Origin of the sequence: Sivoneniella epilithica UHCC 1019 (assembly GCF_040830845.1) — a bacterium.
GTDB lineage: Bacteria > Cyanobacteriota > Cyanobacteriia > Leptolyngbyales > Leptolyngbyaceae > ULC077BIN1.
Window position 1 is genome coordinate 1 of sequence record NZ_JBFPDP010000050.1, and the last position, 20,841, is coordinate 20,841.

Annotated in this window: 23 protein-coding genes; 6 read left to right on the top strand and 17 right to left on the bottom strand. The window is 46.7% G+C overall.

From position 1 onward, the window contains the following. Positions 1 to 60: 60 nt before the first annotated feature. Positions 61 to 1,191, bottom strand: coding sequence for an N-acetylglucosamine-6-phosphate deacetylase (gene nagA / locus AB3R30_RS22130; protein WP_458651380.1), 1,131 nt, complete (start codon positions 1,189 to 1,191; stop codon positions 61 to 63). 544 nt (positions 1,192 to 1,735) lie between these two features. Here nagA and AB3R30_RS22135 point away from each other — a divergent pair. Next, entirely contained in the window at positions 1,736 to 2,818 is a 1,083-nt protein-coding gene (locus AB3R30_RS22135; protein ID WP_458651381.1) for a diguanylate cyclase domain-containing protein, read from the top strand. A gap of 150 nt (positions 2,819 to 2,968) precedes the next feature. Next, positions 2,969 to 3,865 carry a DUF6816 family protein gene (locus tag AB3R30_RS22140; protein ID WP_458651382.1) on the top strand — a complete coding sequence of 299 codons (897 nt, stop codon included), beginning with the start codon at positions 2,969 to 2,971 and terminating at the stop codon, positions 3,863 to 3,865. Between the two features lie 52 nt (positions 3,866 to 3,917). Here AB3R30_RS22140 and AB3R30_RS22145 read toward each other — a convergent pair whose 3' ends face one another. Next, a complete protein-coding gene (locus tag AB3R30_RS22145) occupies positions 3,918 to 4,100 on the bottom strand; it encodes a hypothetical protein (protein WP_458651383.1) in 183 nt (60 codons plus the stop codon). A gap of 166 nt (positions 4,101 to 4,266) precedes the next feature. Further along, the gene (locus AB3R30_RS22150) at positions 4,267 to 5,508 is read right to left on the bottom strand and encodes a TetR family transcriptional regulator (protein ID WP_458651384.1); all 1,242 of its coding nucleotides are present in this window, start codon (positions 5,506 to 5,508) and stop codon (positions 4,267 to 4,269) included. Between the two features lie 172 nt (positions 5,509 to 5,680). Between AB3R30_RS22150 and AB3R30_RS22155 the strand changes: the two genes are divergently transcribed. Then, positions 5,681 to 6,526, top strand: coding sequence for an acyl-CoA desaturase (locus AB3R30_RS22155; RefSeq protein WP_458651385.1), 846 nt, complete (start codon positions 5,681 to 5,683; stop codon positions 6,524 to 6,526). 118 nt (positions 6,527 to 6,644) lie between these two features. Here AB3R30_RS22155 and AB3R30_RS22160 read toward each other — a convergent pair whose 3' ends face one another. From AB3R30_RS22160 to tyrS, 10 genes are all read right to left on the bottom strand, one after another. Then, on the bottom strand, positions 6,645 to 6,893 hold the full coding sequence (locus AB3R30_RS22160; protein ID WP_458651386.1) for a hypothetical protein: 249 nt from the start codon (positions 6,891 to 6,893) through the stop codon (positions 6,645 to 6,647). A 9-nt stretch (positions 6,894 to 6,902) separates the two neighbouring features. Next, positions 6,903 to 7,139 (bottom strand): hypothetical protein, encoded by a 237-nt coding sequence (locus AB3R30_RS22165; protein ID WP_458651387.1) that lies wholly within the window; start codon positions 7,137 to 7,139, stop codon positions 6,903 to 6,905. 154 nt (positions 7,140 to 7,293) lie between these two features. Continuing rightward, entirely contained in the window at positions 7,294 to 7,479 is a 186-nt protein-coding gene (locus tag AB3R30_RS22170; RefSeq protein WP_458651388.1) for an orotidine 5'-phosphate decarboxylase / HUMPS family protein, read from the bottom strand. Continuing rightward, positions 7,473 to 7,838, bottom strand: coding sequence for a DUF5615 family PIN-like protein (locus AB3R30_RS22175; protein ID WP_458651389.1), 366 nt, complete (start codon positions 7,836 to 7,838; stop codon positions 7,473 to 7,475). The genes AB3R30_RS22170 and AB3R30_RS22175 overlap by 7 nt, the downstream gene beginning before the upstream one ends. Continuing rightward, positions 7,822 to 8,073, bottom strand: a complete 252-nt coding sequence (locus tag AB3R30_RS22180; RefSeq protein WP_458651390.1) for a DUF433 domain-containing protein — start codon at positions 8,071 to 8,073, stop codon at positions 7,822 to 7,824. The genes AB3R30_RS22175 and AB3R30_RS22180 overlap by 17 nt, the downstream gene beginning before the upstream one ends. A gap of 387 nt (positions 8,074 to 8,460) precedes the next feature. Continuing rightward, positions 8,461 to 8,877, bottom strand: coding sequence for a hypothetical protein (locus AB3R30_RS22185; protein WP_458651391.1), 417 nt, complete (start codon positions 8,875 to 8,877; stop codon positions 8,461 to 8,463). An 8-nt stretch (positions 8,878 to 8,885) separates the two neighbouring features. Further along, a complete protein-coding gene (locus AB3R30_RS22190) occupies positions 8,886 to 9,854 on the bottom strand; it encodes a hypothetical protein (RefSeq protein WP_458651392.1) in 969 nt (322 codons plus the stop codon). Positions 9,855 to 10,053: 199 nt separating this feature from the next. After that, positions 10,054 to 10,779: an orotidine-5'-phosphate decarboxylase gene (gene pyrF / locus AB3R30_RS22195; RefSeq protein WP_458651393.1), complete on the bottom strand. Its 726-nt coding sequence runs from the start codon at positions 10,777 to 10,779 to the stop codon at positions 10,054 to 10,056. Between the two features lie 90 nt (positions 10,780 to 10,869). Continuing rightward, the gene (locus tag AB3R30_RS22200; protein ID WP_458651394.1) at positions 10,870 to 11,418 is read right to left on the bottom strand and encodes a hypothetical protein; all 549 of its coding nucleotides are present in this window, start codon (positions 11,416 to 11,418) and stop codon (positions 10,870 to 10,872) included. A 43-nt stretch (positions 11,419 to 11,461) separates the two neighbouring features. Continuing rightward, positions 11,462 to 12,694: a tyrosine--tRNA ligase gene (gene tyrS, locus AB3R30_RS22205; protein WP_458651395.1), complete on the bottom strand. Its 1,233-nt coding sequence runs from the start codon at positions 12,692 to 12,694 to the stop codon at positions 11,462 to 11,464. Positions 12,695 to 12,993: 299 nt separating this feature from the next. Here tyrS and AB3R30_RS22210 point away from each other — a divergent pair, with 299 nt between their 5' ends. Continuing rightward, complete coding sequence (locus AB3R30_RS22210) at positions 12,994 to 15,045, top strand: transglycosylase domain-containing protein (RefSeq protein WP_458651396.1); 2,052 nt, start codon at positions 12,994 to 12,996, stop codon at positions 15,043 to 15,045. Positions 15,046 to 15,452: 407 nt separating this feature from the next. Then, positions 15,453 to 16,679 (top strand): S-layer homology domain-containing protein, encoded by a 1,227-nt coding sequence (locus AB3R30_RS22215; RefSeq protein ID WP_458651397.1) that lies wholly within the window; start codon positions 15,453 to 15,455, stop codon positions 16,677 to 16,679. 126 nt (positions 16,680 to 16,805) lie between these two features. Here AB3R30_RS22215 and AB3R30_RS22220 read toward each other — a convergent pair whose 3' ends face one another. Further along, positions 16,806 to 18,302, bottom strand: a complete 1,497-nt coding sequence (locus AB3R30_RS22220; RefSeq protein WP_458651398.1) for a GAF domain-containing sensor histidine kinase — start codon at positions 18,300 to 18,302, stop codon at positions 16,806 to 16,808. A 222-nt stretch (positions 18,303 to 18,524) separates the two neighbouring features. On the opposite strand from AB3R30_RS22220, the gene AB3R30_RS22225 reads away from it, so the two are divergent. Continuing rightward, positions 18,525 to 18,845: a DUF3155 domain-containing protein gene (locus AB3R30_RS22225; RefSeq protein ID WP_458651399.1), complete on the top strand. Its 321-nt coding sequence runs from the start codon at positions 18,525 to 18,527 to the stop codon at positions 18,843 to 18,845. Between the two features lie 87 nt (positions 18,846 to 18,932). Here the strand turns inward: AB3R30_RS22225 and AB3R30_RS22230 are convergent, their stop codons facing one another. The 3 genes from AB3R30_RS22230 to AB3R30_RS22240 form a co-directional block, all read right to left on the bottom strand. After that, a complete protein-coding gene (locus tag AB3R30_RS22230) occupies positions 18,933 to 19,466 on the bottom strand; it encodes a cofactor assembly of complex C subunit B (protein WP_458651400.1) in 534 nt (177 codons plus the stop codon). A gap of 22 nt (positions 19,467 to 19,488) precedes the next feature. Beyond that, positions 19,489 to 19,866 (bottom strand): PadR family transcriptional regulator, encoded by a 378-nt coding sequence (locus AB3R30_RS22235; protein ID WP_458651401.1) that lies wholly within the window; start codon positions 19,864 to 19,866, stop codon positions 19,489 to 19,491. Positions 19,867 to 20,149: 283 nt separating this feature from the next. Then, positions 20,150 to 20,824, bottom strand: a complete 675-nt coding sequence (locus AB3R30_RS22240; RefSeq protein ID WP_458651402.1) for a response regulator transcription factor — start codon at positions 20,822 to 20,824, stop codon at positions 20,150 to 20,152. Positions 20,825 to 20,841 lie beyond the last annotated feature (17 nt).

The following is a 20,841-nucleotide window of genomic DNA, read 5'->3' on the forward strand; positions in this document are numbered from 1 at the left end:
AAACTCAAAACTCAAAACTCAAAACTCAAAACTCAAAACTCAAAACTCAAAACTCAAAACTCAAAACTCAAAACTCCCTAACCGTTTCCATTGCAGTTCCCCAGACTTGGATTGATGCCAGCGGAGTAGGTGAGCAGGTTGCCCGATGTAATGGGTGGGTAAACCGATCGCCCGTCGGGGAGCAGTGGTTGCCAGGGCGATCGCCTGTTCTAGATTACAAATTCCCCATTTCACTAGATTTTGTACGCCAACCAGCAGCGGTAAGGTGGTGCCAGACAGGGTGCCATCGGGAAGTCGAGCCGTGCCGTTGGTGACTTCAATGTGGCGAGTATCCCAGGGATAAATGCCATCGGGTAAGCCGAGGGGAGATAGGGCATCGCTGACTAGAAAAATACCTTGTTCATAGCGAGAGGCACGCAGCAAAATGTCCATCATGATTGGTGAAACATGCTGTCCATCGGCAATCAAGCCACACTGTACCTGATGATGGGCGATCGCGCCTCCCAGCAAACCCGGTTCTCGATGGTGTAAGGGCGGCATCGCGTTAAAGGCATGGGTCACCATCGTGGCTCCTTGGTCGAAAGCGTGTTGTGCCTGAGCCGCTGTTGCCAAAGAGTGCCCCAAGCTCACGGTAATACCCAGCGATCGCAAGTAAGGAATCACTTTGCCTGTTTCATCGAGTTCAGGAGCTAATGTCATCACTTTGACAACACTGGCATAGTCACCTAGCACTCGTTTCACGGTGTCTAATGTCAGCGGTAATAGATGCTCTGCGGGATGAGCGCCCCGTTTAGCCGGATTGAGAAAAGGACCTTCTAAGTGAGCGCCTAGGATGGGGGAATTAGAAGTGGCAAGGGTGGAGAGCGATCGCTGGATATTTTTCGTAGAGGTTGTCACCACCGTGGGCAAGTAACCATCGACACCTTGCTGCCAAAGGAATTGATTGATGACTTCTAGCTTATCTGCATTTTTAGAATTCAGATCAGGAAAAGCCAGTCCCAATGCTCCGTTAATTTGTAGATCAATCCCACCGAGTGAAATCCAGTCGCCTAGCAAATCCAAGAACCCCTCTGAGGGGATAACCTGTGACTGAGGTTCCAGAGAGATAACCACTTTCTCCTGAATCGTCAGTTGTTGTAAGCCAACATAGCCTGGAATACGAGCATTCGTAAAAACAAAAGAATTGGACATGTCGCAAGGAGGGAGAAATAGCGAATGGCATGAAAAAGATTACGACATTTCTTAGCAAAGTTCCGCCATTCAACGTAATTTAACTGAGATTGTAGCGATTGATATACCAAGGGTCGCTCTCGTGGGAACCCTAGAATTGAGCATCAGAAGTTGATAAACGTAGTACCTCACAGCAGGAGCAGTAGAAAATCTAGCATTACTGAATGCAGACATGGTTTCTATTGGTAGGGGTAGCGCCTTGTGCCTACCCTCTTTAGGATGAAGGGCAACCACAAGGGATTGCCCCTACAAATTTCATATCTCGATTCAGCAATGTTGACAATCTCTGCCTAAACTTTTCTCAAGATTCCGGCGATCGCTGTCAGCACAATTCCACCCGCTTTTCAGTAATACGTCATGCCTATCGTAAATTAAGGTTAAGCAGGATAAAGATTCTTGATTGGATTTGCCTTTATATCCATAGCTTTTATATCTATAGATAGATTTACTTTGAACGAAGTACTAATTTTTTGAGTAAAGAGTGATTTTGAGTAAAGAGTGGTTAATGAACGAGCAGCAGACCCAGCACAACCAGAACACGATTTTAATTGTGGATGATGTGACAGATAACGTAGACCTGCTTCGCAGTTTGCTAACCCGGCAGGGATTTAGTACTCAATCAGCCCCGAATGGAGCGATCGCGTTAGAGCTAGCAGAATCTACTTTACCTGAACTGGTTTTATTAGATATTTGTATGCCTCAGATGGATGGTTATCAGGTTTGCGAAAAACTCAAAGCAAATCCTGCAACCAGAGACATTCCAATTATTTTTATTAGTGCCCTAGATGAACTGCCAGACAAGATCAAAGCCTTCAAATTAGGCGGAGTAGATTACATTACAAAACCGTTTCACAGCATGGAAGTGGTTGCCCGGATTGAATTGCATTTGTCTTTGCGACGGTTACAGCAGCAGCTTGAACAGCAAAATGAACGACTGCGGGCGGAGGTGCGCGATCGCCGTGCGGCGGAAACTGCCCTGCAACTGGCAAACCAAGAACTCCAGCGGCTTGCTCATCTAGATGGATTAACCCAAGTTGCAAACCGTCGTGGGTTTGACAATTGTTTAGCCCATGAATGGCGCAGATTGTCGCGAGAGCAACAACCCCTCGCTTTAGTATTGTGTGATGTCGATTGTTTCAAGCGGTTTAATGATACCTATGGTCATCAAGCAGGCGATCAATGTTTACGTCAAATTGCGGGCGCAATTGGGCTGGCAACCAAGCGTCCTGGAGATCTAGTGGCGCGCTATGGTGGAGAGGAGTTTGCAGTGATTTTGCCCAACACGCCGACCCAAGGTGCCTTAAAGGTGGCTGACGATATCCAACTCGCGATCGCCGACTTAAAAATTGCCCATCAAGGGTCATTGGTCAGCCAGTTTGTCACCATGAGCCTAGGCGTTGCGGTCATTACTCCTCTCTTAGATGTCTCGTCGATTCATCTGGTTACCGCCGCCGATCGGGCACTTTATCGGGCAAAAGCTGAAGGACGCGATCGCGTTGTTTTGGAAGAGAGTATTTTTAAGGGCAGCCTTCCGTTTCGGCATGAATCTATTGTTTTGGGGCAGGTCAGAGAACCAGGGAATGAGTAACGAATAATAAGGGTGAAGGTAGAAGGCGATCGCAATAAAAGTTGTTCGTTCTATAAGATTCGCCTTTTAGCCGAGTCGCCTTCTCGCTGATTTGTCTTTAAACGGCGTTGCTGAATGCAAGTATGATCTTTGACTGTAGGGGTAGGTCTTGTGCCTACCCTGCCGGAGATGGAGGGCAACCACAAGGGATTGCCTCTACAAATTTCATCCCAGATTCAGCAATGTCCTTTAAACGTGCCCATGAAGTTTTCTTTTTCAATTCGGATTCTATTTACCCTTGCCTATTGTCTACTTCCATTGCTGTTCATTGGCTGCCTCTGTTCAACCTCCGCAGTGCTTGCAAGCACTTTAACAGAGCGCATTGCCGCCTTTCCTGAATGGAATGATAAACCGACTGTGCAGTCTGTCGAAGGCGATTTAATCTACCCCGATTGGATGGTGGGCACTTGGAAACTGACCAGCACCTTGAAAGAGATGGTGGCACCATTGGCACCAGAGGTCACAACTCCGGGCTTCGAGGGCAATCGAGATTTTTTGAATATACCCATAACGTGCCCAGTGCGGTTCGTGCCTAACACCATTTTGGAACGCAATAAAGCGGTTGTTCCATTCCTGTCCCTGCCAACAAAATCTCTGACAACCGCCTCAGTGGTGTCCGATCGCGCGTTTAATGGGTTAAGCCTTGCCAAAGCCTATTTGGGCGATCGCGTGTTTCGGGTTTGGGTAGATTCACGCGACCCTAATCGCATGACTACAAAATTTCGAGATAATCGCAAGTTATTTTCCTTCGCCATAGGGCGCACTGTTGAACAGCCTGATCCCGATCGTTTCATTGCCTCAGAGCTATTTCAGCAGTTTTTTCAAGCGCCCGAAAAACCCTACAAAAATCAGGTCGAAACCACCACAGCCTATACCCATCAGCCCGATGGCAGCGTGACTGCTGATCAATTTACGGCGGTTTATCTTAATCCACCTCATCCTAAAGCTTTTGTGGCAGGCGATCGCCCCGTTGCACTCTACCGCTACACGCTGGGATTTACAAAGTAGCACTAACGCCAGAACTAAGAGAGTTAAGCGATCGCGGATCACGTCCGCCCCACTAACTCAATAACACCTGCCAAGCAATGATGCAAATTGCCATAACCGCGATCGCATGGCTTAAATAGCTACTCCAGGTTGCACATCGCGTATTGTTGTAAGGGCGATCGCTTTTTGCCCATAACAGCGATTTTGCAAAAGGAGGAGCATGAATAGTGAATTGACTCTGCTCGAAAATTGGCAAGATTGGCTAGTTGTATTTGGTTATATTAGCTTTACCGCTTTTATCATCTGGCGAGTATTAGTCAGCAAATAATGCAGAGAAATTGCATGGGCTGATTTCGATAATTCAGTGAATCTGCGATCGTGAGGAGATAAAATCACAAGGCTATCAAGTCAGGCGATCGCGTTTAGGGTTTTTGATCCAATCGAATTGCTTGTTCCAATGCTGTTTTTTCCTTAGCTCTCTGCGCGTAGGGTTGCAGCGTTGCCCGATCGTACCCTGTCAACAGTTGCAGATCATCTAAGCTGACTCCCCGCATTAACAGTTCCACACACCAGGTTTGGTGAGCTTGGGCGATCGTGGGAGGCTGCCCTTCTGGGGTGAACAAACCCTCTGTCCAGCGTTGCCAGCGTTGACGCAATCCTGCTTCTGTTAATGGCTGGTCGTCATTACCGACAAATAGTGATGATTGATTATCTTTACGGCTTTTGAGCCATTGAGTTAACGGATTACGAGTGTATGAACCATAGCGTTTGCCTAAGATCCATTGGTTCACAGGAACTTGGCGGCTTCCCTGAGCAATCTGCAACAGTTGTTGACTCGCATCACTAATATAGTGCCTGTGATGTAGAGAAATTATCTCTAATGGACTTAACCCAGCACCAAACAAAACATAGGCGATCGCATAGTCTTGTAATCCTACTTTCTTAGCTTGCTGTAAAATTTTATGAACTAAACTTGCAGATAAATCAGATAAGACTGCACTAGATGAAGACTCAGGTTTGACTAAAGAAACTGAGCGAAAAGAAAGTTGTGAAGCACTGGAAAATGCACCATTTAAGAAGAGTGTTACAACCGTTTCTAAAAAATCCTCTCGATTTTTCCAAAGTTCGTGAAATTCGCTAGTAAATTCAATGACGGCATATCCTAAAAGCATTCCATTCAGTAAGCTTGCCAGTTTTTCGGCGGGAAGATGAGTCTGCAATTGCCCTTGCTCAATCACCCTGGCAAAATAATCCGCGACATAGCGATTTGCTTGAGTAAACCCTTTCCCCAATGCCGCTCGATTCTCTGCGGGATACTGCCCCGATTCGCCCACCACCGATCGCACCACGGCTGGAACGGCTTCTAATGCTTGCAAGCAGGCGGTGGCATAGGCGCTAAGTGCCTCATAAATATCTCCCAAGCTGCCAGTCTCACTGGCTTGTCGCACTAATGTCTGACCCAATTGGGTAAACACCGCTGCTTCTTCAATCACCGCTAGCAGCAGCCCATTTTTATTACCAAACTGGCGAAATAAAGTCACTTCATTCACTTCTGCCAACTCAGCAATTTGTTTGGTCGTCGTTTCAGTCACCCCTTGGGTCGCAAACAGTTCAAGGGCAGAATGAATCAACCGTTGCCGAGTAGAGTTTCGCTGATCAGCCATGATTAAAATGCAAGTGACACTTGCATAAATCGTTAAAGATTGTTACAGTAGAAGAAATGTAAGCACTACTTGCATTTTCTCCAGTGTAAACGGTTTTTACAGGAGCGTCAGTTTTGCGAACTTGCATCCGATCGCGCCCCTATGGAAATCATTCAATTATTAAGGAATACTGATGACTTCTACTTCGGTTAAGGTGGCTCCTGTCGAGCAATTGCCTCCTCTAGACTGGGTGAGCGTGGCGTTTTTCGGTGCAGTCCACGCGATCGCGCTTCTGTCTCCCTGGTTCTTCTCTTGGTCTGCCTTGGGCGTTACTCTTTTCTTACATTGGCTGTTTGGCAGCATTGGCATTTGCTTAGGCTATCATCGCCTGTTAACCCATCGCAGCTTTCAAGTCCCTAAACCTTTAGAGTATGCGATCGCTGTTCTTGGCACCTTAGCCCTTCAGGGTGGACCGATTTTTTGGGTAGCCGGACATCGCCAACACCATCTCCACACCGAAGACAACGACAAAGATCCCTATTCTGCCAACAAAGGATTTTGGTGGAGCCATATGCTTTGGTTGTTCTACCCAATCAAGAAATTTTTTGACTACGATCAATACAAACAATATGCGCCAGAACTCGCTCGTGATCCCTTCTATCGCGGATTAAATACCTACTTCCTGTTGCTTCAGTTGCCGTTAGGGATCTTGCTTTATCTCATGGGCGGCTGGTCATTTGTAATTTACGGCGTATTTCTCAGAGCCGTTTTGCTATGGCACAGCACATGGCTGATTAACTCCGCTAGCCATATGACCGGATATCGCAGTTTTGAATCCGAGGATAACTCTCGTAACCTATGGTGGGCAGCCCTTTTAACCTATGGTGAAGGCTGGCACAATAACCATCATGCGGCTCCCAACGTGGCAAAAGCGGGGCTGAAATGGTGGGAAATCGACATGACTTGGTGGGCAATTCAAGGCTTGAGCAAACTAGGCTTAGCCAAGCGAGTTATTTTGCCAACCCAAGACGCGCCCTAAACTGGTTTCTCTGCTAAAGTTTTTCTGCTAAACAAACCCCTGTCGTGAACCTATTTCGGTTCGGCAGGGGTTTTAGTTTAAGCGTATTTTTAGATTGATCATTGCTTCTCAAGCAGACTCACGCTTGATCATCTTTCAAAGCTCGGTGAAGTAAACGACAGGGCCAAAGAACCGCTCCACAAATGCTGACGGAGGCGATCGCGGCAATTTTGTGCCAATGCTTGGTCAACGGCTCAGTTGACTTGGATGGAACCTCTGTGTTGGGCGGGTTGAAGGCTGAAGGCGGTAAATGGCTCACAGCATTAATCCCTTCAATCACGGCTCCAATCGAATAAGCGCCTAGGGCAATGCTCAGCCAATGGTTCATAGCGTTGTACTAAAGAGTGCCCTGCCCTAGCGATCGCCGTTCTTCAGCAATGTCTCGAATCAGCGGCAGGCGTGACTCAATATAAGTATTCAGATTATGAGTGGTTTGAGCGTCAATGGTTTGCTGATTGGCAAACTGGTTTAACAGCAACTTTATTAAATCAGAATCGTCAAATTGCAGCAGCGTGTTAACTTGAGTAGACTCGATTACAGCCCAAAGCTGTTGCATCATCTTGGCAGTGATCATCGGTCTTCACCTCTTAAGGATTTCTTTATATTCTCATACTTTTTTAGAGTTCGCATGATTCACACTCTAGCTTGATAAATCAATACATTGAATCAACCCATAGGAATACTGGGTTTTGCTGGTAGATAATCGATATGTGAAACTCATCGTATTCTCAAACTTTTTTGCCCAACTCTTCACAAATCTGATGAAAGGCTAGGGCAGGATCAACTGCCGCCGTAATGGGTCGCCCAATGACTAAATAGTTGGCTCCAGCCGCGATCGCAGCCCGTGGGGTCAGGGTACGGCGTTGGTCACCCGCTGCTGATCCAGTGGGTCGAATGCCAGGACAGACTAGCAAAAAGCGATCGCGGCTATGGTTCCTGCATCATCAATTCTGATTATCTTACTTTCCTCAAAGACTGAGGTTAGCCGCACACTCAATTGCACCATGAGGGGCAAGAGGTGGCTGGGTCTAGTGGTGCTGGTATTTAGAAGAGCAATGCAGACGGGGTAGCGGGTGAGATTTTGTTGGAAGGCTAGATTTTTGTCTGCGGTGATGAAAACATCAAAGGGGTAGGTGCTTGCTAGTTCTAGAATCTGCCGATCCTTGAAACCACGCCAGCCCATATCATCCACGTTACTGACGGTATGACCTGCTTCAAGAAAGGGCTGCTTCAGTTTCTTGCTCAAGAGGTTTTCGTCAAGCAGGATGAGCATTGGTGTGACGTTCTTGATAGAGCATGACTTTGGCGATCGCTTCCAGAACTTGAATTGCCTGGGATTCCAGATGAGGAAAGTCTATAACAAACTCGGTTAGTCCTTCTTCACCCTCTAAGTAGTCCAGAAAAGTCTGTAGAGGAACACGGGTTCCGACAAAGATAGGCACACCACTCATAATGTCTGGATCGGAGTGGATGAGGTGACGATCGCTGAGAATGGCTTCAAGTTTCATACTGTCTTTGGTACAGGCTGTGGTTCTATTTTAGCGATCAAGTCAGTTCAGCATAATTTTATCGGCGATCGCAAATACTACAGCAAACCCAGCATACTGAAGTGACTGGGCGTTAACCAACCGAAGGACATTAGAAACCGAGCTAGACTATAGGAATTAGTGTATTAGGACAGACTCAGGTGTGATCGCTTGATTTAATTTGTAGAGGAGGTTTAGAGGTGAAAGATACGTTGGGGTTTCCAAGAGGAGCGATGTCAAAGAAAAGTAATTTATCAACTACGGGAGTTAGGTCTAACAACTTTGAACTAGCAATAGCAGATAGTCTCAAAATCTGTTGGTTGGAGTTCTGAAACCTATCTGCATATAAATTATTAGATGCCTACCATACTATAAGTCCCACACATGTTCTGGATCATTAAGTGCTGCTTTCACAGTAGACAGGTCTGCAATGTCTTTAAAAGGGCTAGATTTAGCCAGTTCCACTATCGCATGTAGTGCTAAACCAAGTTGTTGATTATTACCAGAAGACATTGCTCGATCAACTGCTTGAAAAAGAGACTGAAAGTTGTTAGTCCGCTCATCAAATGAACGGTCAAGATAACCAATCAGAAAATCACGTTTTGCCTGGATTTCAGCAAGAGTGCTCTTTTCCCAAGCCTCAATTCTAGAGCGTTTAGTTCTCTCTTCTTCAACGACTGTCAAATACTCAGTCCACGCTTGAATAACATCATTCAAGCATTGAGCAGGAGTGGCGAATGCTTCAACACCTCGGACAAAATCCATAGAGGTTTTTTTAGTTACCATATTTTTGTTTAGAGAGTACGGTACTTTGCCTTCAAAGTTTCTGTAGCATGATTTAAATTACCCTCGGTGTCTAAAACTGGAGTTTTCATAATTTCGGCTAGTGCCTTAACTAAAAGTGCAACTTGTTGGAATTTGGCAGCATCTCGCTCACGGACAAAGGGGTTTGACTCAAGCTCCATTAAATCTTCAATAGCTATGTCGTTTAGTGTATTTACAAGATTCCTTAATTCTGTAATCCGCCGTTGTACTTGTTCAAGAAACTCCTTGAAAGTATTAAGTTTTGCAATTTCAGTATTTGCTTTTGCTTCATAGTGACGCGCTTCAGTCAAGGCTTTTTCCCCTTGTCCTCCTAAGACAAAACCACCAATCATTAAAGCTGGTCCCACTGCAATACCACTTAGCACTATAGTCCCTAACGCCATTCCTCCTCCTCCTACTGCCAAGGAACCTCCACCAAGCCATGCAAGAGTAGCATTCCAAGCAGCAGCACCACTAAGTCCACCGATTGCTGCGCCAGTGCTAGCTGTACCAAAAAGTCCTACAAGTGCTACTGTGCCTTGACTAGCTGCATAAGCAGCACCAACTGCTGTAAAAGTACCTGTTGCGAAACGCTCCGCTTCTAATGCTGCTGCCTTGTATTCATGAATCTGCTGAGGTGAAACACCTTCCAAGCCCTCTAAAAACTCCATATCGCTTTGCGAAGCCCGTTGCCCAATTCGTTCGATAAAAGCTACAAAACGTGCAATGGTTTGTAGCTTGACTTGAATTTGAAGCTCACCATATTCTTCTGCTAAAGTCTGAGTCTCTTGTAAGTCACTTTTTGCTGAATCACGCTTCTGTTCATATCGTTTTTGAGCAATTTTTCCAATCTCTTTGGCTTCCCCCATTTTGGAAACGCCACCTATTCCTGTTATAACCCCCGCGCTCGCAGTGATTAAAGCAGCAGCACCGAGAATGATTGGAATGATAAAAATCATGAGAAATCTCCTATCTAAAAGGAAGTACGCTTCGCTAGACATATGGATGCGGTAGATTTCATGCAATTTTTACCAACATAGCAATAGAAAATGTACTCGCCCTCAGTAGCGCTTTGACTTTTCAACTTGAATGCTAAGCGCTAATAGCTTGCCTTCTAAATCCTCTCTTAACTAGATAACAGGATGTACAACAGATCCTCTAGGCTTGTTTACTTAACTCATCGCAAATTTGCTGAAACGCCAATGAAGGATCAGCCGCCGCAGTGATCGGGCGACCAATGACCAAATAGTTGGCTCCAGCCAAGATCGCAGCCCGCGGGGTGAGAGTACGGCGTTGGTCACCGGCGGCTGATCCAGTAGGTCGAATGCCGGGGCAGACTAGCAAAAAGCGATCGCGGCAGGTTTGGCGGAGTTGCTCCACTTCTTGGGGAGAGCAAACGGCTCCAGCCAATCCGCATTCTTGGGCAAGCAACGCCATATGCAGGGCATATTCGGGGAGTTCCAAGGGGATTTTAAGATCAAAAGCTAGGGTACGAGCGTTCAAGCTGGTCAACACAGTAATCGCCAACAGGTTGGGTACAGCATTGCCAGATTCAGCAGCACCTTCCACGAGCGCAGCTTGGGCAGCTTGTAGGGCTTCCTTACCGCAGGTGGCATGAATCGTCAGCAAATCGACACCATAGTGAGCCGCCGCCCGACACGCTCCCGCAACCGTATTAGGAATATCATGAAACTTTAGATCAAGAAAGATCTTCTTCTGACGATTTTTGAGTTCAGTTAAGATGTCGGGTCCAGCGCTAACGAACAGTTCCAACCCTACCTTCCAAAACGTGACTTGGGGAAGCTGATCGACTAGCGCGATCGCCTGCTCCTGCGTCGGCACATCCAGCGGCACGATAATTTGGTCTGTAATAGTCTCAACCACAGCTTTAAGAGGAGTAGGGGACAGGAAATAGGGAACAGAGGGCAGAAGCAACTCAAAACTTAGAACTCAAAACTCAAAACTTTCTACCGTCTACTTCTGCTCCACGCAGTAGTTGTTAAAGTCTGCCACTAGGCGACCTTCTTCTACTACTAAATTTTGAATGATGGCGGCGGATTGGGTCAACTCAGCGGCAGCTTTTTGTTGATCTTTTAACCCTTGAGGCGAACTTTCAATGGTGCTAAAGGTTGTTAACGCGCTGCTGTTCCCTTTAAAGGCGCTGTTCATGGCGATCGTGTTTTGTAGATAGCGAGTTTTGAGGGCAAGTAAGGTTTCATCTTTGAGGTCGATCGCCTCAATTTCTTTGATTAAGCGATCTAGGTCGGCAGTCAACCGATTAAAAGCACTGGCAGAACTAGCGGAAGCGGCTTTGAAAGCATTGAAATCATTTTTAGTGGCGGCGGCTCTCACAGCGGCTTCATAGGTTTTGCCTTCTTGCTGAAAGTTGCTAGCCAAGGGGCGCATTTTGTTCACAGAATCGGACAGCTTGCTACATTGAGACGCTTTGCTAGCGCTACAGCCTGCCAGTGTGACAACGATCGCGATCGCCACTAGCCCACGCTTCAAACTAAAAACATTCATACGGTGTTAAAACCCTTAACCTTGTGGCTGATTCACCTACCCATCAAGCAACCAATCGCACAAACCGTTTGGTGCCTACGCTCAACGTTCGCCCTGCTAAGGCTATCGCTGATTCAAAGGTGAGGTCTACTTGGTCAATGCGATCGCCGTCTAACTTAACCGCTCCGCCTTGAATTTGGCGACGAGCATCCGAACTGCTTTTGCATAAGCCACTCGCACTAACGATGTAGAAAATTTTGGCAGGAAACTCAACCCCAGCTAACGAAAACTCTGGCACCACAGCCTGCTGAGTTTTGCCGCTCCCTTGCACCAGAGCGATCGCGGCTGACTGCGCCTGTAACGCTGCCTCCCGACCGTGATATTGAGTCACCACATCTAGCGCCAGCAGTTTTTGGCACTCACGCGGATTGTCGGGCAGTTGCTCCAAGGGCAGATTCGTTAAAAGTTCAAAATACTGCTTCAGCACTGCATCGGGAGTTTTTTCCAATTTGGAATACATTGTCAACGGGTCTTCCAGCAGTGCCACATAGTTATCCAAGGATTTTGACATTTTTTGGGTGCCGTCTGTCCCTACCAAAATCGGCAGCAGCAAGCCAAACTGCGGACGCAAGCCAAACTGTCGCTGCAAATCGCGCCCCACAGCAATATTGAACTTTTGATCCGTGCCGCCTAGCTCCACATCTGCTTGAACCGCTACAGAGTCATAACCCTGCATTATGGGATAGAGAAACTCATGCAAAAAGATTGGGTTGCCCTTGTCATAGCGATCGGCAAAGCCTTCTTTTGCCAACATTTGCCCGACTGTCATCGTGGTCAATAGTTCTAAAATATTCGACAAATCCAGCGCAGCCAGCCATTCAGAGTTATAGCGAATCTCCAACCGACCCGGCGTATCAAAATCTAAAATCGGACGAACTTGATCCAAATAGGTCTTGGCATTTGCTGCCACATCTGCCTCAGTTAACTGGCGGCGTACTTCTGATTTACCCGTTGGGTCGCCAATCCGAGCCGTAAAATCACCAATAATCAATACGGCGGTGTGCCCTGCATCTTGAAAAGCACGCAGTTTCCGAAAGACGATGCTGTGTCCCAAATGAACATCGGTGCCAGTGGGGTCGATGCCAAACTTAATTCGCAACGGCATATCACTAGCGGTCAAACGCTCTCGCAGATTGTCGTCCACAGAAGTAGAGGCTGGCTGATCGGGAAAAATCTCGCTGGTGCCGCGCTGCAACCAGGCAAAATCTTGGTTGGTGCCCGATGATGAATCATTCATGAAATTACTGGTAAGGTCTGCTATGTTCACGGGCTAACAGTTCTTTGGGTGAAAGAATCTCGCTTTAATTGAGGCGATCGCCCTTCCTAGCCCATAATCTTATCCTTTTGTTCAACCGCATCGACCGATTGATCTTACCCTAACTTTGTTTTCTTCTATTCCTAGGTAGCCTGAACTTTTCTTTCCCTGAGATATGCTAGTCATCATAGTTACTAAGCTACCAACAAGTTTGTTAGATAGAGCAGTACGAAGAAAGGTCAAGACAACAACTATCCGTTATTCTTTAGTCTCAAGGATCTTTGTTTTCTAATCCTATTCATCCGTTGCATAACCTGTTCATCCGTCGCCATAAAAGTAAACGCGAACTTAAAGATTCCAGTGCAAATCATCTAGACCGTATAGAATATCAACCTTCACTGCTCACTCAGGAAATTGCCGCCGTGTCGTCTAACACTCTTCAGCAGAAGCCCAATACGAATCAAGAGCCAGTTTTTCAGTTTATTAGCGCTGTTAGCAAAATCACTGGCGGCACCTTATTAGGGGTCACTATGCTGACCAGTTCTATTGTGGCAGGTGGGCTAGTGGGCTTAGCCATTAGCTTTCGCAATTTGCCCGATGTCCGAGTATTGCGAACCTATGCACCCACAGAAACCACCCATATTTATGATGTTAAAGGGAAACTGCTGGCGAGTTTGCATGGCGAAGCCAACCGAGAAGTGGTGCCGCTCGATAAAATGTCTCCCCATTTGAAACGAGCAGTGATGGCGATCGAAGACAGTTATTTCTATCAGCATCACGGCGTTAACGCTGGGGCGCTTGCCCGTGCCACCCGCGCCAACTGGACAGAAGGGAGAACCGTAGAAGGGGGTTCCACTTTAACCATGCAATTGGTCAAAAATTTGTTCCTCACGCCCAAACGAGCTTTTAGCCGAAAACTAGCTGAATCGGTTTTGTCCCTACGAGTTGAACAAATTTTCACCAAAGATCAGATTTTGGAAATGTACCTCAACCAAGTCTATTGGGGACATAACACCTATGGCGCACAAACAGCCGCACAAAGCTACTTTGGCAAATCGGTCGCCAACCTAACCCTGGCAGAAGCCGCCATGATGGCTGGGTTAGTTCAGTCTCCCGAAACCCTCAGCCCGTTTGTCAATCTAAAAGGGGCAAAGCAGCGGCAGCAAGAGGTATTAACCCGGATGGTAAATCTAAAATGGATTACCCCGGAAGAAGCCCAAGCTGCTAAGAAACAACCGATTAAGCTGGGCACAATCACTTCATTTCAAACTAGTCAGTCGCCTTATATTACTGAAGCAGCAGTTCAAGAGTTGACCAAGCGCTTTGGGCGAGATGCGGTGTTGAAAGGGGGAATGCGCGTCCAAACCACCATTGACACAGATTTTCAGCGAATGGCGGAACAGGTAGTTAAAGAAGGGCATGAGTCGCTACTGGCTCAGGGAGTGTATGCCGACCAGATGGCGTTGGTGGCGGTAGACCCTCGAACCCATTTTGTAAAGGCGATGGTGGGCGGCGTGGATTATCGCAAGAGTCAATACAATCGGGCAATTCAAGCTGTGAGACAACCGGGATCAGCATTCAAGCCCTTTGTTTACTATGCTGCCTTTGCGTCTGGGAAATATGCGCCCGATTCTACGGTTTACGATAGCCCAGTTGGGTATCCTGACGGCTATGAGATGTATTATCCGCAAAACTATGATGGCTCTTTTTCAGGCGCTATTTCCATTCGTCAGGCACTAGCGGTTTCACGAAATGTTCCAGCGGTAAAACTGGGGCAGGAAATGGGGCTGAATAAGGTGATTGATATTTGTCGAACGTTGGGAATTCGGAGTCCGATTGAGCCAGTAGTGTCTCTCCCTCTGGGCGCAGTGGATTTGACTCCGATGGAAATGGCGGGAGCGTTTGCTACTTTTGCCAGTGGGGGTTGGTATTCAGAGCCGACGTTTATTGTGCAGGTGACTGATAGCTCTGGAAATGTGTTGTTAGATAACACGCCGAAGCCACAGCTTGTTTTAGATCCGTGGGCGGTTGCTTCCTTGAACAGTGTGATGCAGGGCGTGATTAACAATGGCACGGCTACGGCGGCGAATATTGGTCGTCCGGCGGGTGGAAAGACTGGAACGACTACGTCTGAACGAGATATCTGGTTTGTAGGCTATGTGCCCCAGTTGGCAGCGGCGGTTTGGGTTGGCAATGATGACTATACGTCTATCGGGCATGGGGCAACGGGGGGGACTTTTGTGGCACCTATTTGGCGTAATTTCATGTCGCGGGCTTTGCAAGGTACTCCCGTGGAATCTTTCCGTCCGGCTTCGGATTTTCCAAAACCATAGAGTGTATCTGCATTAAAGGTGCAAGGATGCGATCGCAGATTAGCCTGCATCGGTTGTCTAAATGCGATCGATTAATCGTTCATTAAACAATTCTGCGAGTATTATGCAGTTGCAAGACTTGCTAATAGCTCTGAGAGGTGGTTTTCGGCTGCTGTGATGTCGTTCTACATTGATTTATTGCCTAATCTCAAAGGGAGAATCAATTCAGCGTTTAGGAGCAACTAATTCGCTGGTGGTGCGTCTCTAGCTTTAGAAGCACCAGGCGATCGCTCAACAGAAACTCCAAAATCAGAGCATTTTTGCTAAATAATCGTCAGTTTCTGCTGTGATCTCCTGAGGAACCTTCTTACCTTGTGTAAGGTCTACATATCTAACGAATAGTCGATGTTTCTTTGGAGAGTTCTCCCATGTTGAATTCCAACTCTTGGAAGTCCGGGGCTACTGCATTAGTCGCTCTAGGACTCGTAACCGGAACGGTTGCGCCGATTGTTATGATGAGTACTCCAGCGTACTCTCAGTCTTCTTTTCCCGATGTTCCGTCTAATTATTGGGCAACTCCGTTTATTAGCGAACTGGCTGCGCGTGGTGTAATTGCAGGTTTTGAAGACGGTACGTTCCGCCCTGAGCAGCCTGTAACCCGTGCCCAATTTGCGGCAATGATCAATAAAGCGTTTAATAAACCCCGAGTGCGTGAACCCATTACGTTTGTGGATGTTCCCTCGAATAATTGGGCGGCGGCTCCTATCCAGCGGGCTTACACCATGGGCTTTATGGCGGGTTATCCAGGAAATGTGTTCAGACCCAGTGAAAATATTCCGCGATCGCAGGTCTTGGTTTCGCTCACTAGCGGCTTGAACTATGCCCCAACTGGTTCTGTAGATACAACCCTAGGTATCTTTGCGGACGGTAGCACCGTGCTTCAATATGCTCGTAATGGGGTGGCAGCCGCAACCCAACGACGGATGGTGGTGAACTTCCCCGATATTCGCCTCCTCAGACCTAATGAGGTCGCAACACGGGCAGACGTAGCAGCGTTCCTGTTTCAATCTTTAGTTAGCACTGGACAAGTTGCTCCAATTCAATCGCCCTTTATTGTGGGTAACGTTCCTTCTGCTGGGGTGAGAATCCCAGCAGGCACGTCCATTCCAGTTCGATTTGAAGGGGCTGACAAGGTTCTGTTAGCTAAGAATGAGCAGCCAACTCCGTTCACCATGAAAGTTGCTCAAAATGTGGTAACTTCGCAAGGACAAGTGCTAATTCCGGCTGGCAGCGATGTAGTAGGTCAACTGATAACGACTCCTAACGGCGCTCAGTTTACGGCGGGTGAAATTGTCTTGCCGGATGGAAAGCGGTTACCGATCAATGCGGCATCTAGCCTCATTACGAAAACTGAAACCATTACCAAGTCACTTTCAACCGGCAAACTTGTGGCAGGGACAGTGGTGGGTGCAGGTGCGGCGGCTGGAATTGCAGCAGTGACAGGCGATCGCAACATTAGATTCTATGAGGTTCTTCCTGGCGCATTTGTTGGTGCAGGGTTAAGCTTACTCTTCCGCGATCGAGTTGATTTGTTTGCTATCAATCCAAATACCGATCTGTTACTAACGTTGAATTCTGATTTGGTGATCCCTTAACGGAACGCAAGAGGTGACAGGTTTCATCATCTGTCTTGGGCGATCGCATGAGTGTATAGTTCAAAGCTAGAGGTCTAAATATTTAGACCTCTAGCTTTTTTTAGTATTTATATTTTTGGCTGAAACCTAATCATCTAAAGGGTCGATCGCGATCGCAAGCTGCACCACAAAAGTAGTACCAGGTCTATCCATAAACATCGATGCAAATTTAGACGCAAATTCAGCAGTATCGATTCTAGTTAAATCAGCCGGACTCATCACTTGAATCGTGCCATGCATTTGTTCAATCAGCGTTTTTGCGATCGCCAACCCCAAACCACTTCCAGGAATGCTTCCTTCAGCTTGCACTCCGCGATAATGCCGCTCAAACAAATGGGGCAAATCTTGCTGAGGAATCCCAAATCCGGTATCTGTAATCGCAATTTCTAGCCAAGATAAATGACTGGCGGATTCAACGCTAAGCTCAGTTTCAGACTCATGGGCATCAAACTCATGGGCAATAGCTGCAATGAAAATATGACCATTATTGGGTGTATATTTCACCGCATTTTCAAGTAAATTGTGCAACACTTCTCGCAACGCTTGAGGATTTGCCCATACAGGCGGCAGGTCATCTGAAATTTGACTGTGTAACGTTTGTCCTTTCCCTTCTGCAAGCGTTCTAATAGAGGCAATTAAAGGCTTAATGACAGACTCTACTAAGCATCGTTCTAACGGGAAAGCAGCGCCTACCAAAAAACCTGCTGTTGGCAAAAGAGGAATTGTTTGCACCTCAATCACCGCATCGCCTAATGGCTGAACCGGGCTTTGAGGATTATCCAAGGTGGGAGGAAGCGCTAGCTGTTGGGGGGGGCTGATGCCAGTGACTAACTCAATTTGTTGGGACAGTTCTTGAAGGCGAGTGGCTTCTCGCACCATATTCGTAGCAATATCGTGAGTCTGCCCGGGTAGCAGCCGTTTGATCATCAGCTTGCCAAATGTTTGTAAGGCGGTGAGAGAGTTACGAAATTGATGCAGCAGATTGTCTATCATGTCGTGCTGCTGAATTCGCAAGGCATGTTCCTGCTGTCGATCTCGATTCATCCATTGATACCGTTGATCTAAAACACAGGCAATCGCAATCGACGTTGCGACTTCATGTACCTGCGACTCTTCCCAGGCAGTCCAAGCGCGATCGTCTCGCTGAGTCACTAGCAATCCCAACATCATTTCTTCATGCATCAACGGCATCACGATTTGACGCTGATTTGCTAGAGAAGATTTTTCTGCGATCGGCTGAAATGAAGGCATCTCCGAAGGCAACAGATTTGATTTTTCCGCCGCTACAAAGTCATTCGCTACAAGGTCATTGCTTCCAGTGTTCTCGGCTTGAGGCAGCATCTTACCTCTCGACAATTGAATGGAAGATGAAGATAGACTTCCATCCGGTAAGAACGGCATCTCAAGTTCGCGTAAATCAATACCATCAGGATAAACAGCGATCGGCACCAACTGGATTGAAGCCCCCTCACCTCGCTCTTGGTTAATATAAACAACACTCACCGATGCGCCAACTGCTTGGGTCAGTAGCGAAATTTGCGATCGACAAAGCGCAATAAACTCAGAACTAATGGGCATCAACATGCCAATGACCACTTTTTATACTTCTAAAATGCCTACCTTAAAAAGCTCAAACATTGCTTTAGGTCGGTACGAGTATTTTTACCTGTTTTTTTGGAAAGATGTAGTCTTTGTATCAATGGGTTAAAACAAATTGTAATTTTTGAGCTAAATCGATATACTTGCGACGGGTTTTGTAACTAAAACTACACTTAAATAGAGTCATTAGTTAAGGGGGTAGCGGGATTGGCAAGGAGACGCAAGCGTAAAAGCCGCCGTCGGCAAGAGGGTCGCAGAATTCTTGAGCACATACCACAGTTCAGCATCGAATGTGGGGAAGATAAGCCGGTAACGGCAGCCCGCAAATTTATTCATTCAGAAGGAATTCTTCCGCCTGCTCTCTTACTCGTTAAGCGAAACGAGCATACCACGGATCGGTACTTCTGGGCAGAGAAAGGGCTTTTTGGCGCGCAGTACGTCGAAGAAAATCATTTCCTTTTTCCTAGCTTAAGACCACCTGATGATGAAGTTCCGCTGGAGATGGTAATGTCTGCACGGAACGCTTGAATAGAGCAGAGAAATTTTTCTCTAACAAGTAGTCCCACTCAGAATCTTCTGAGCGGGACTACTTGTTAGGGAATATGAAAACAAAACCTATTCAGCAAGTTTCAAGGGGAGTGCCCGTTGGAGCTCTAGTAATTCATCGCGATGGGCAATGACGGTCAGTAAACTTTGAGAAGTAGAGAGATCCTTTGAAGCGGCTTCAAGCTTAAGCACAACTTTCTCAGGACGCTTTGCTTTTCGCCAGTAAAAGAACCCTGCAAGCGGAGAAAGAACTATTGGTAGAAAAGCGCCCCTAGACAAACTAGGAAATGAGATCACTAATATGAGTGATAGACACAGCGTTCCAACTACCGCTAGCATCACTAGAAATATTGCTAGAAAAACGCTAGGACGAACAATCCCTTCAAATGTAATTTTGTTCTCCTCGTTATCAACCGTTGTTACTTGATAAGCACGTTGAGTGAAATAGCGTTGTAACTGATTTGCCAAGGCTGCCTCAGGTTGCTCCGAGGTGAACGAAAGCGCCTGAGTTCGATCTTTAACTGAAGCACGGATAAAGAATACCAGCCCAACTAACATCAGTACGGTTAAAAATACCGTTGATGACAGAACAGGAACACCCATAACAGAATTTACCTATTCATTCCTAGCTGTGGGCTAACTCAGATGATTGAGGCGTGGTGTTAGAACGCTGAACATACTCTTGCCAAAGATGGGAAAGCTCTTGAGCATGTTGCTGAGCATCGTCTTGGATTTGATACATCCGGCGTGGGCGACCTCTTCCCTCAACTTTTTTCCAATACCCAACAATAATTCCCTCCTCTTCAAGAAACTTTAAAGCACTGTAAAGAACTGTGTCGGACAGGCGATAGGCATTACTTTCATTTTCGAGAAGCTGAATGAGTTCAGTTCCATAGGAATCTCCCCGAATAAGGACGGCAAGAACATAGCAAACTGCAAGTTCTTTGTTGAGATAGAAAGGCGGCGGTGCTTGGAAAAAGCGATAGATATCTTCAAACTTCATGTTTTTTACCATCTAAACAAGCGATAAGCATTGAGCGTAAACTGTGAGAACGCCCAGTGGATAGCTTTGTTCCCTAACCTTAGCAATAGCTGTAGAAAACAACATCCACTTAATGGGCTAATTTTACTTACTGAGGGAAAACATTTTTTCCGGGTGATGCCTGAAAATCTCTTATATTATGCATTTTTTAGAGATTATTTAGACGAGGGGACGCAACCTTTTCTCATAGGTTTATATGAAGACCCCACAACGTAGCATATGGATCATCTTGTCGATCGCCCGATTAAACCAGTCCGGCTCGTAGGGCAACGACGGCGGCTTGCACTCTGTCATCCACGGCGAGCTTGTTCATGATGCCTCGAATATGGGTTTTGATGGTGTTGGGGCTCAGGTAAAGGGCTGTTGCGATTTCATGGTTGCTGTAGCCATCAACCATGAGTTTCAATACTTCCATTTCGCGCTGAGAAAGTCGTCCAACAACGGTTTGTGATGTGGGCGGCTTGAGATGTTCGATGACGCGACGGGCGATTTGGGGATCGAGATAGGTTGCCCCTTCTTGGGCAGCGGCGATCGCGGCAATTAATCGATCCACATTGGTTCCCTTAATGCAAAAAGCATCTGCACCGCTAGAAAGCGCAGCAATCACCTCAATTTCAGTCATGTGCGACGTGAGGATAACAATATGAATTTCTGGCAAAATCGCCTTAATCTGCTGCGTTGCGGCAATGCCATCTTGTCGAGGTAAGCCAATGTCCATCACAATAATGTCTGGCTTCAAAGATTTTGCCATTTCCACGGCTAGATAACCATCGCCTGCTTGACCCACGATCGTTAATTGGGGATACTCTCCCAGAGTTTGCTCTAACCCCAACTGCATCATGGGATCATCTTCCACAATTAACACTTTTAGTGGGGGAAGCTCTGGGGTAAGGTTTTTAGGCGGACGGGTAGTGGACATAAATCAATCTGATTCCC

Coding starts and splice junctions, on each gene's coding strand:
- AB3R30_RS22235 (WP_458651401.1), bottom strand. CDS start 19,866: ATGAAGTTTGAAGATATCTATCGCTTTTTCCAAGCACCGCCGCCTTTC.
- nagA (WP_458651380.1), bottom strand. CDS start 1,191: ATGTCCAATTCTTTTGTTTTTACGAATGCTCGTATTCCAGGCTATGTT.
- AB3R30_RS22230 (WP_458651400.1), bottom strand. CDS start 19,466: ATGGGTGTTCCTGTTCTGTCATCAACGGTATTTTTAACCGTACTGATG.
- AB3R30_RS22150 (WP_458651384.1), bottom strand. CDS start 5,508: ATGGCTGATCAGCGAAACTCTACTCGGCAACGGTTGATTCATTCTGCC.
- AB3R30_RS22240 (WP_458651402.1), bottom strand. CDS start 20,824: ATGTCCACTACCCGTCCGCCTAAAAACCTTACCCCAGAGCTTCCCCCA.
- AB3R30_RS22160 (WP_458651386.1), bottom strand. CDS start 6,893: ATGAACCATTGGCTGAGCATTGCCCTAGGCGCTTATTCGATTGGAGCC.
- tyrS (WP_458651395.1), bottom strand. CDS start 12,694: ATGAATGATTCATCATCGGGCACCAACCAAGATTTTGCCTGGTTGCAG.
- AB3R30_RS22135 (WP_458651381.1), top strand. CDS start 1,736: ATGAACGAGCAGCAGACCCAGCACAACCAGAACACGATTTTAATTGTG.
- AB3R30_RS22190 (WP_458651392.1), bottom strand. CDS start 9,854: ATGATTTTTATCATTCCAATCATTCTCGGTGCTGCTGCTTTAATCACT.
- AB3R30_RS22180 (WP_458651390.1), bottom strand. CDS start 8,073: ATGAAACTTGAAGCCATTCTCAGCGATCGTCACCTCATCCACTCCGAT.
- AB3R30_RS22215 (WP_458651397.1), top strand. CDS start 15,453: ATGTTGAATTCCAACTCTTGGAAGTCCGGGGCTACTGCATTAGTCGCT.
- AB3R30_RS22165 (WP_458651387.1), bottom strand. CDS start 7,139: ATGATCACTGCCAAGATGATGCAACAGCTTTGGGCTGTAATCGAGTCT.
- AB3R30_RS22220 (WP_458651398.1), bottom strand. CDS start 18,302: ATGTTGATGCCCATTAGTTCTGAGTTTATTGCGCTTTGTCGATCGCAA.
- AB3R30_RS22175 (WP_458651389.1), bottom strand. CDS start 7,838: ATGCTCATCCTGCTTGACGAAAACCTCTTGAGCAAGAAACTGAAGCAG.
- AB3R30_RS22200 (WP_458651394.1), bottom strand. CDS start 11,418: ATGAATGTTTTTAGTTTGAAGCGTGGGCTAGTGGCGATCGCGATCGTT.
- AB3R30_RS22185 (WP_458651391.1), bottom strand. CDS start 8,877: ATGGTAACTAAAAAAACCTCTATGGATTTTGTCCGAGGTGTTGAAGCA.
- AB3R30_RS22155 (WP_458651385.1), top strand. CDS start 5,681: ATGACTTCTACTTCGGTTAAGGTGGCTCCTGTCGAGCAATTGCCTCCT.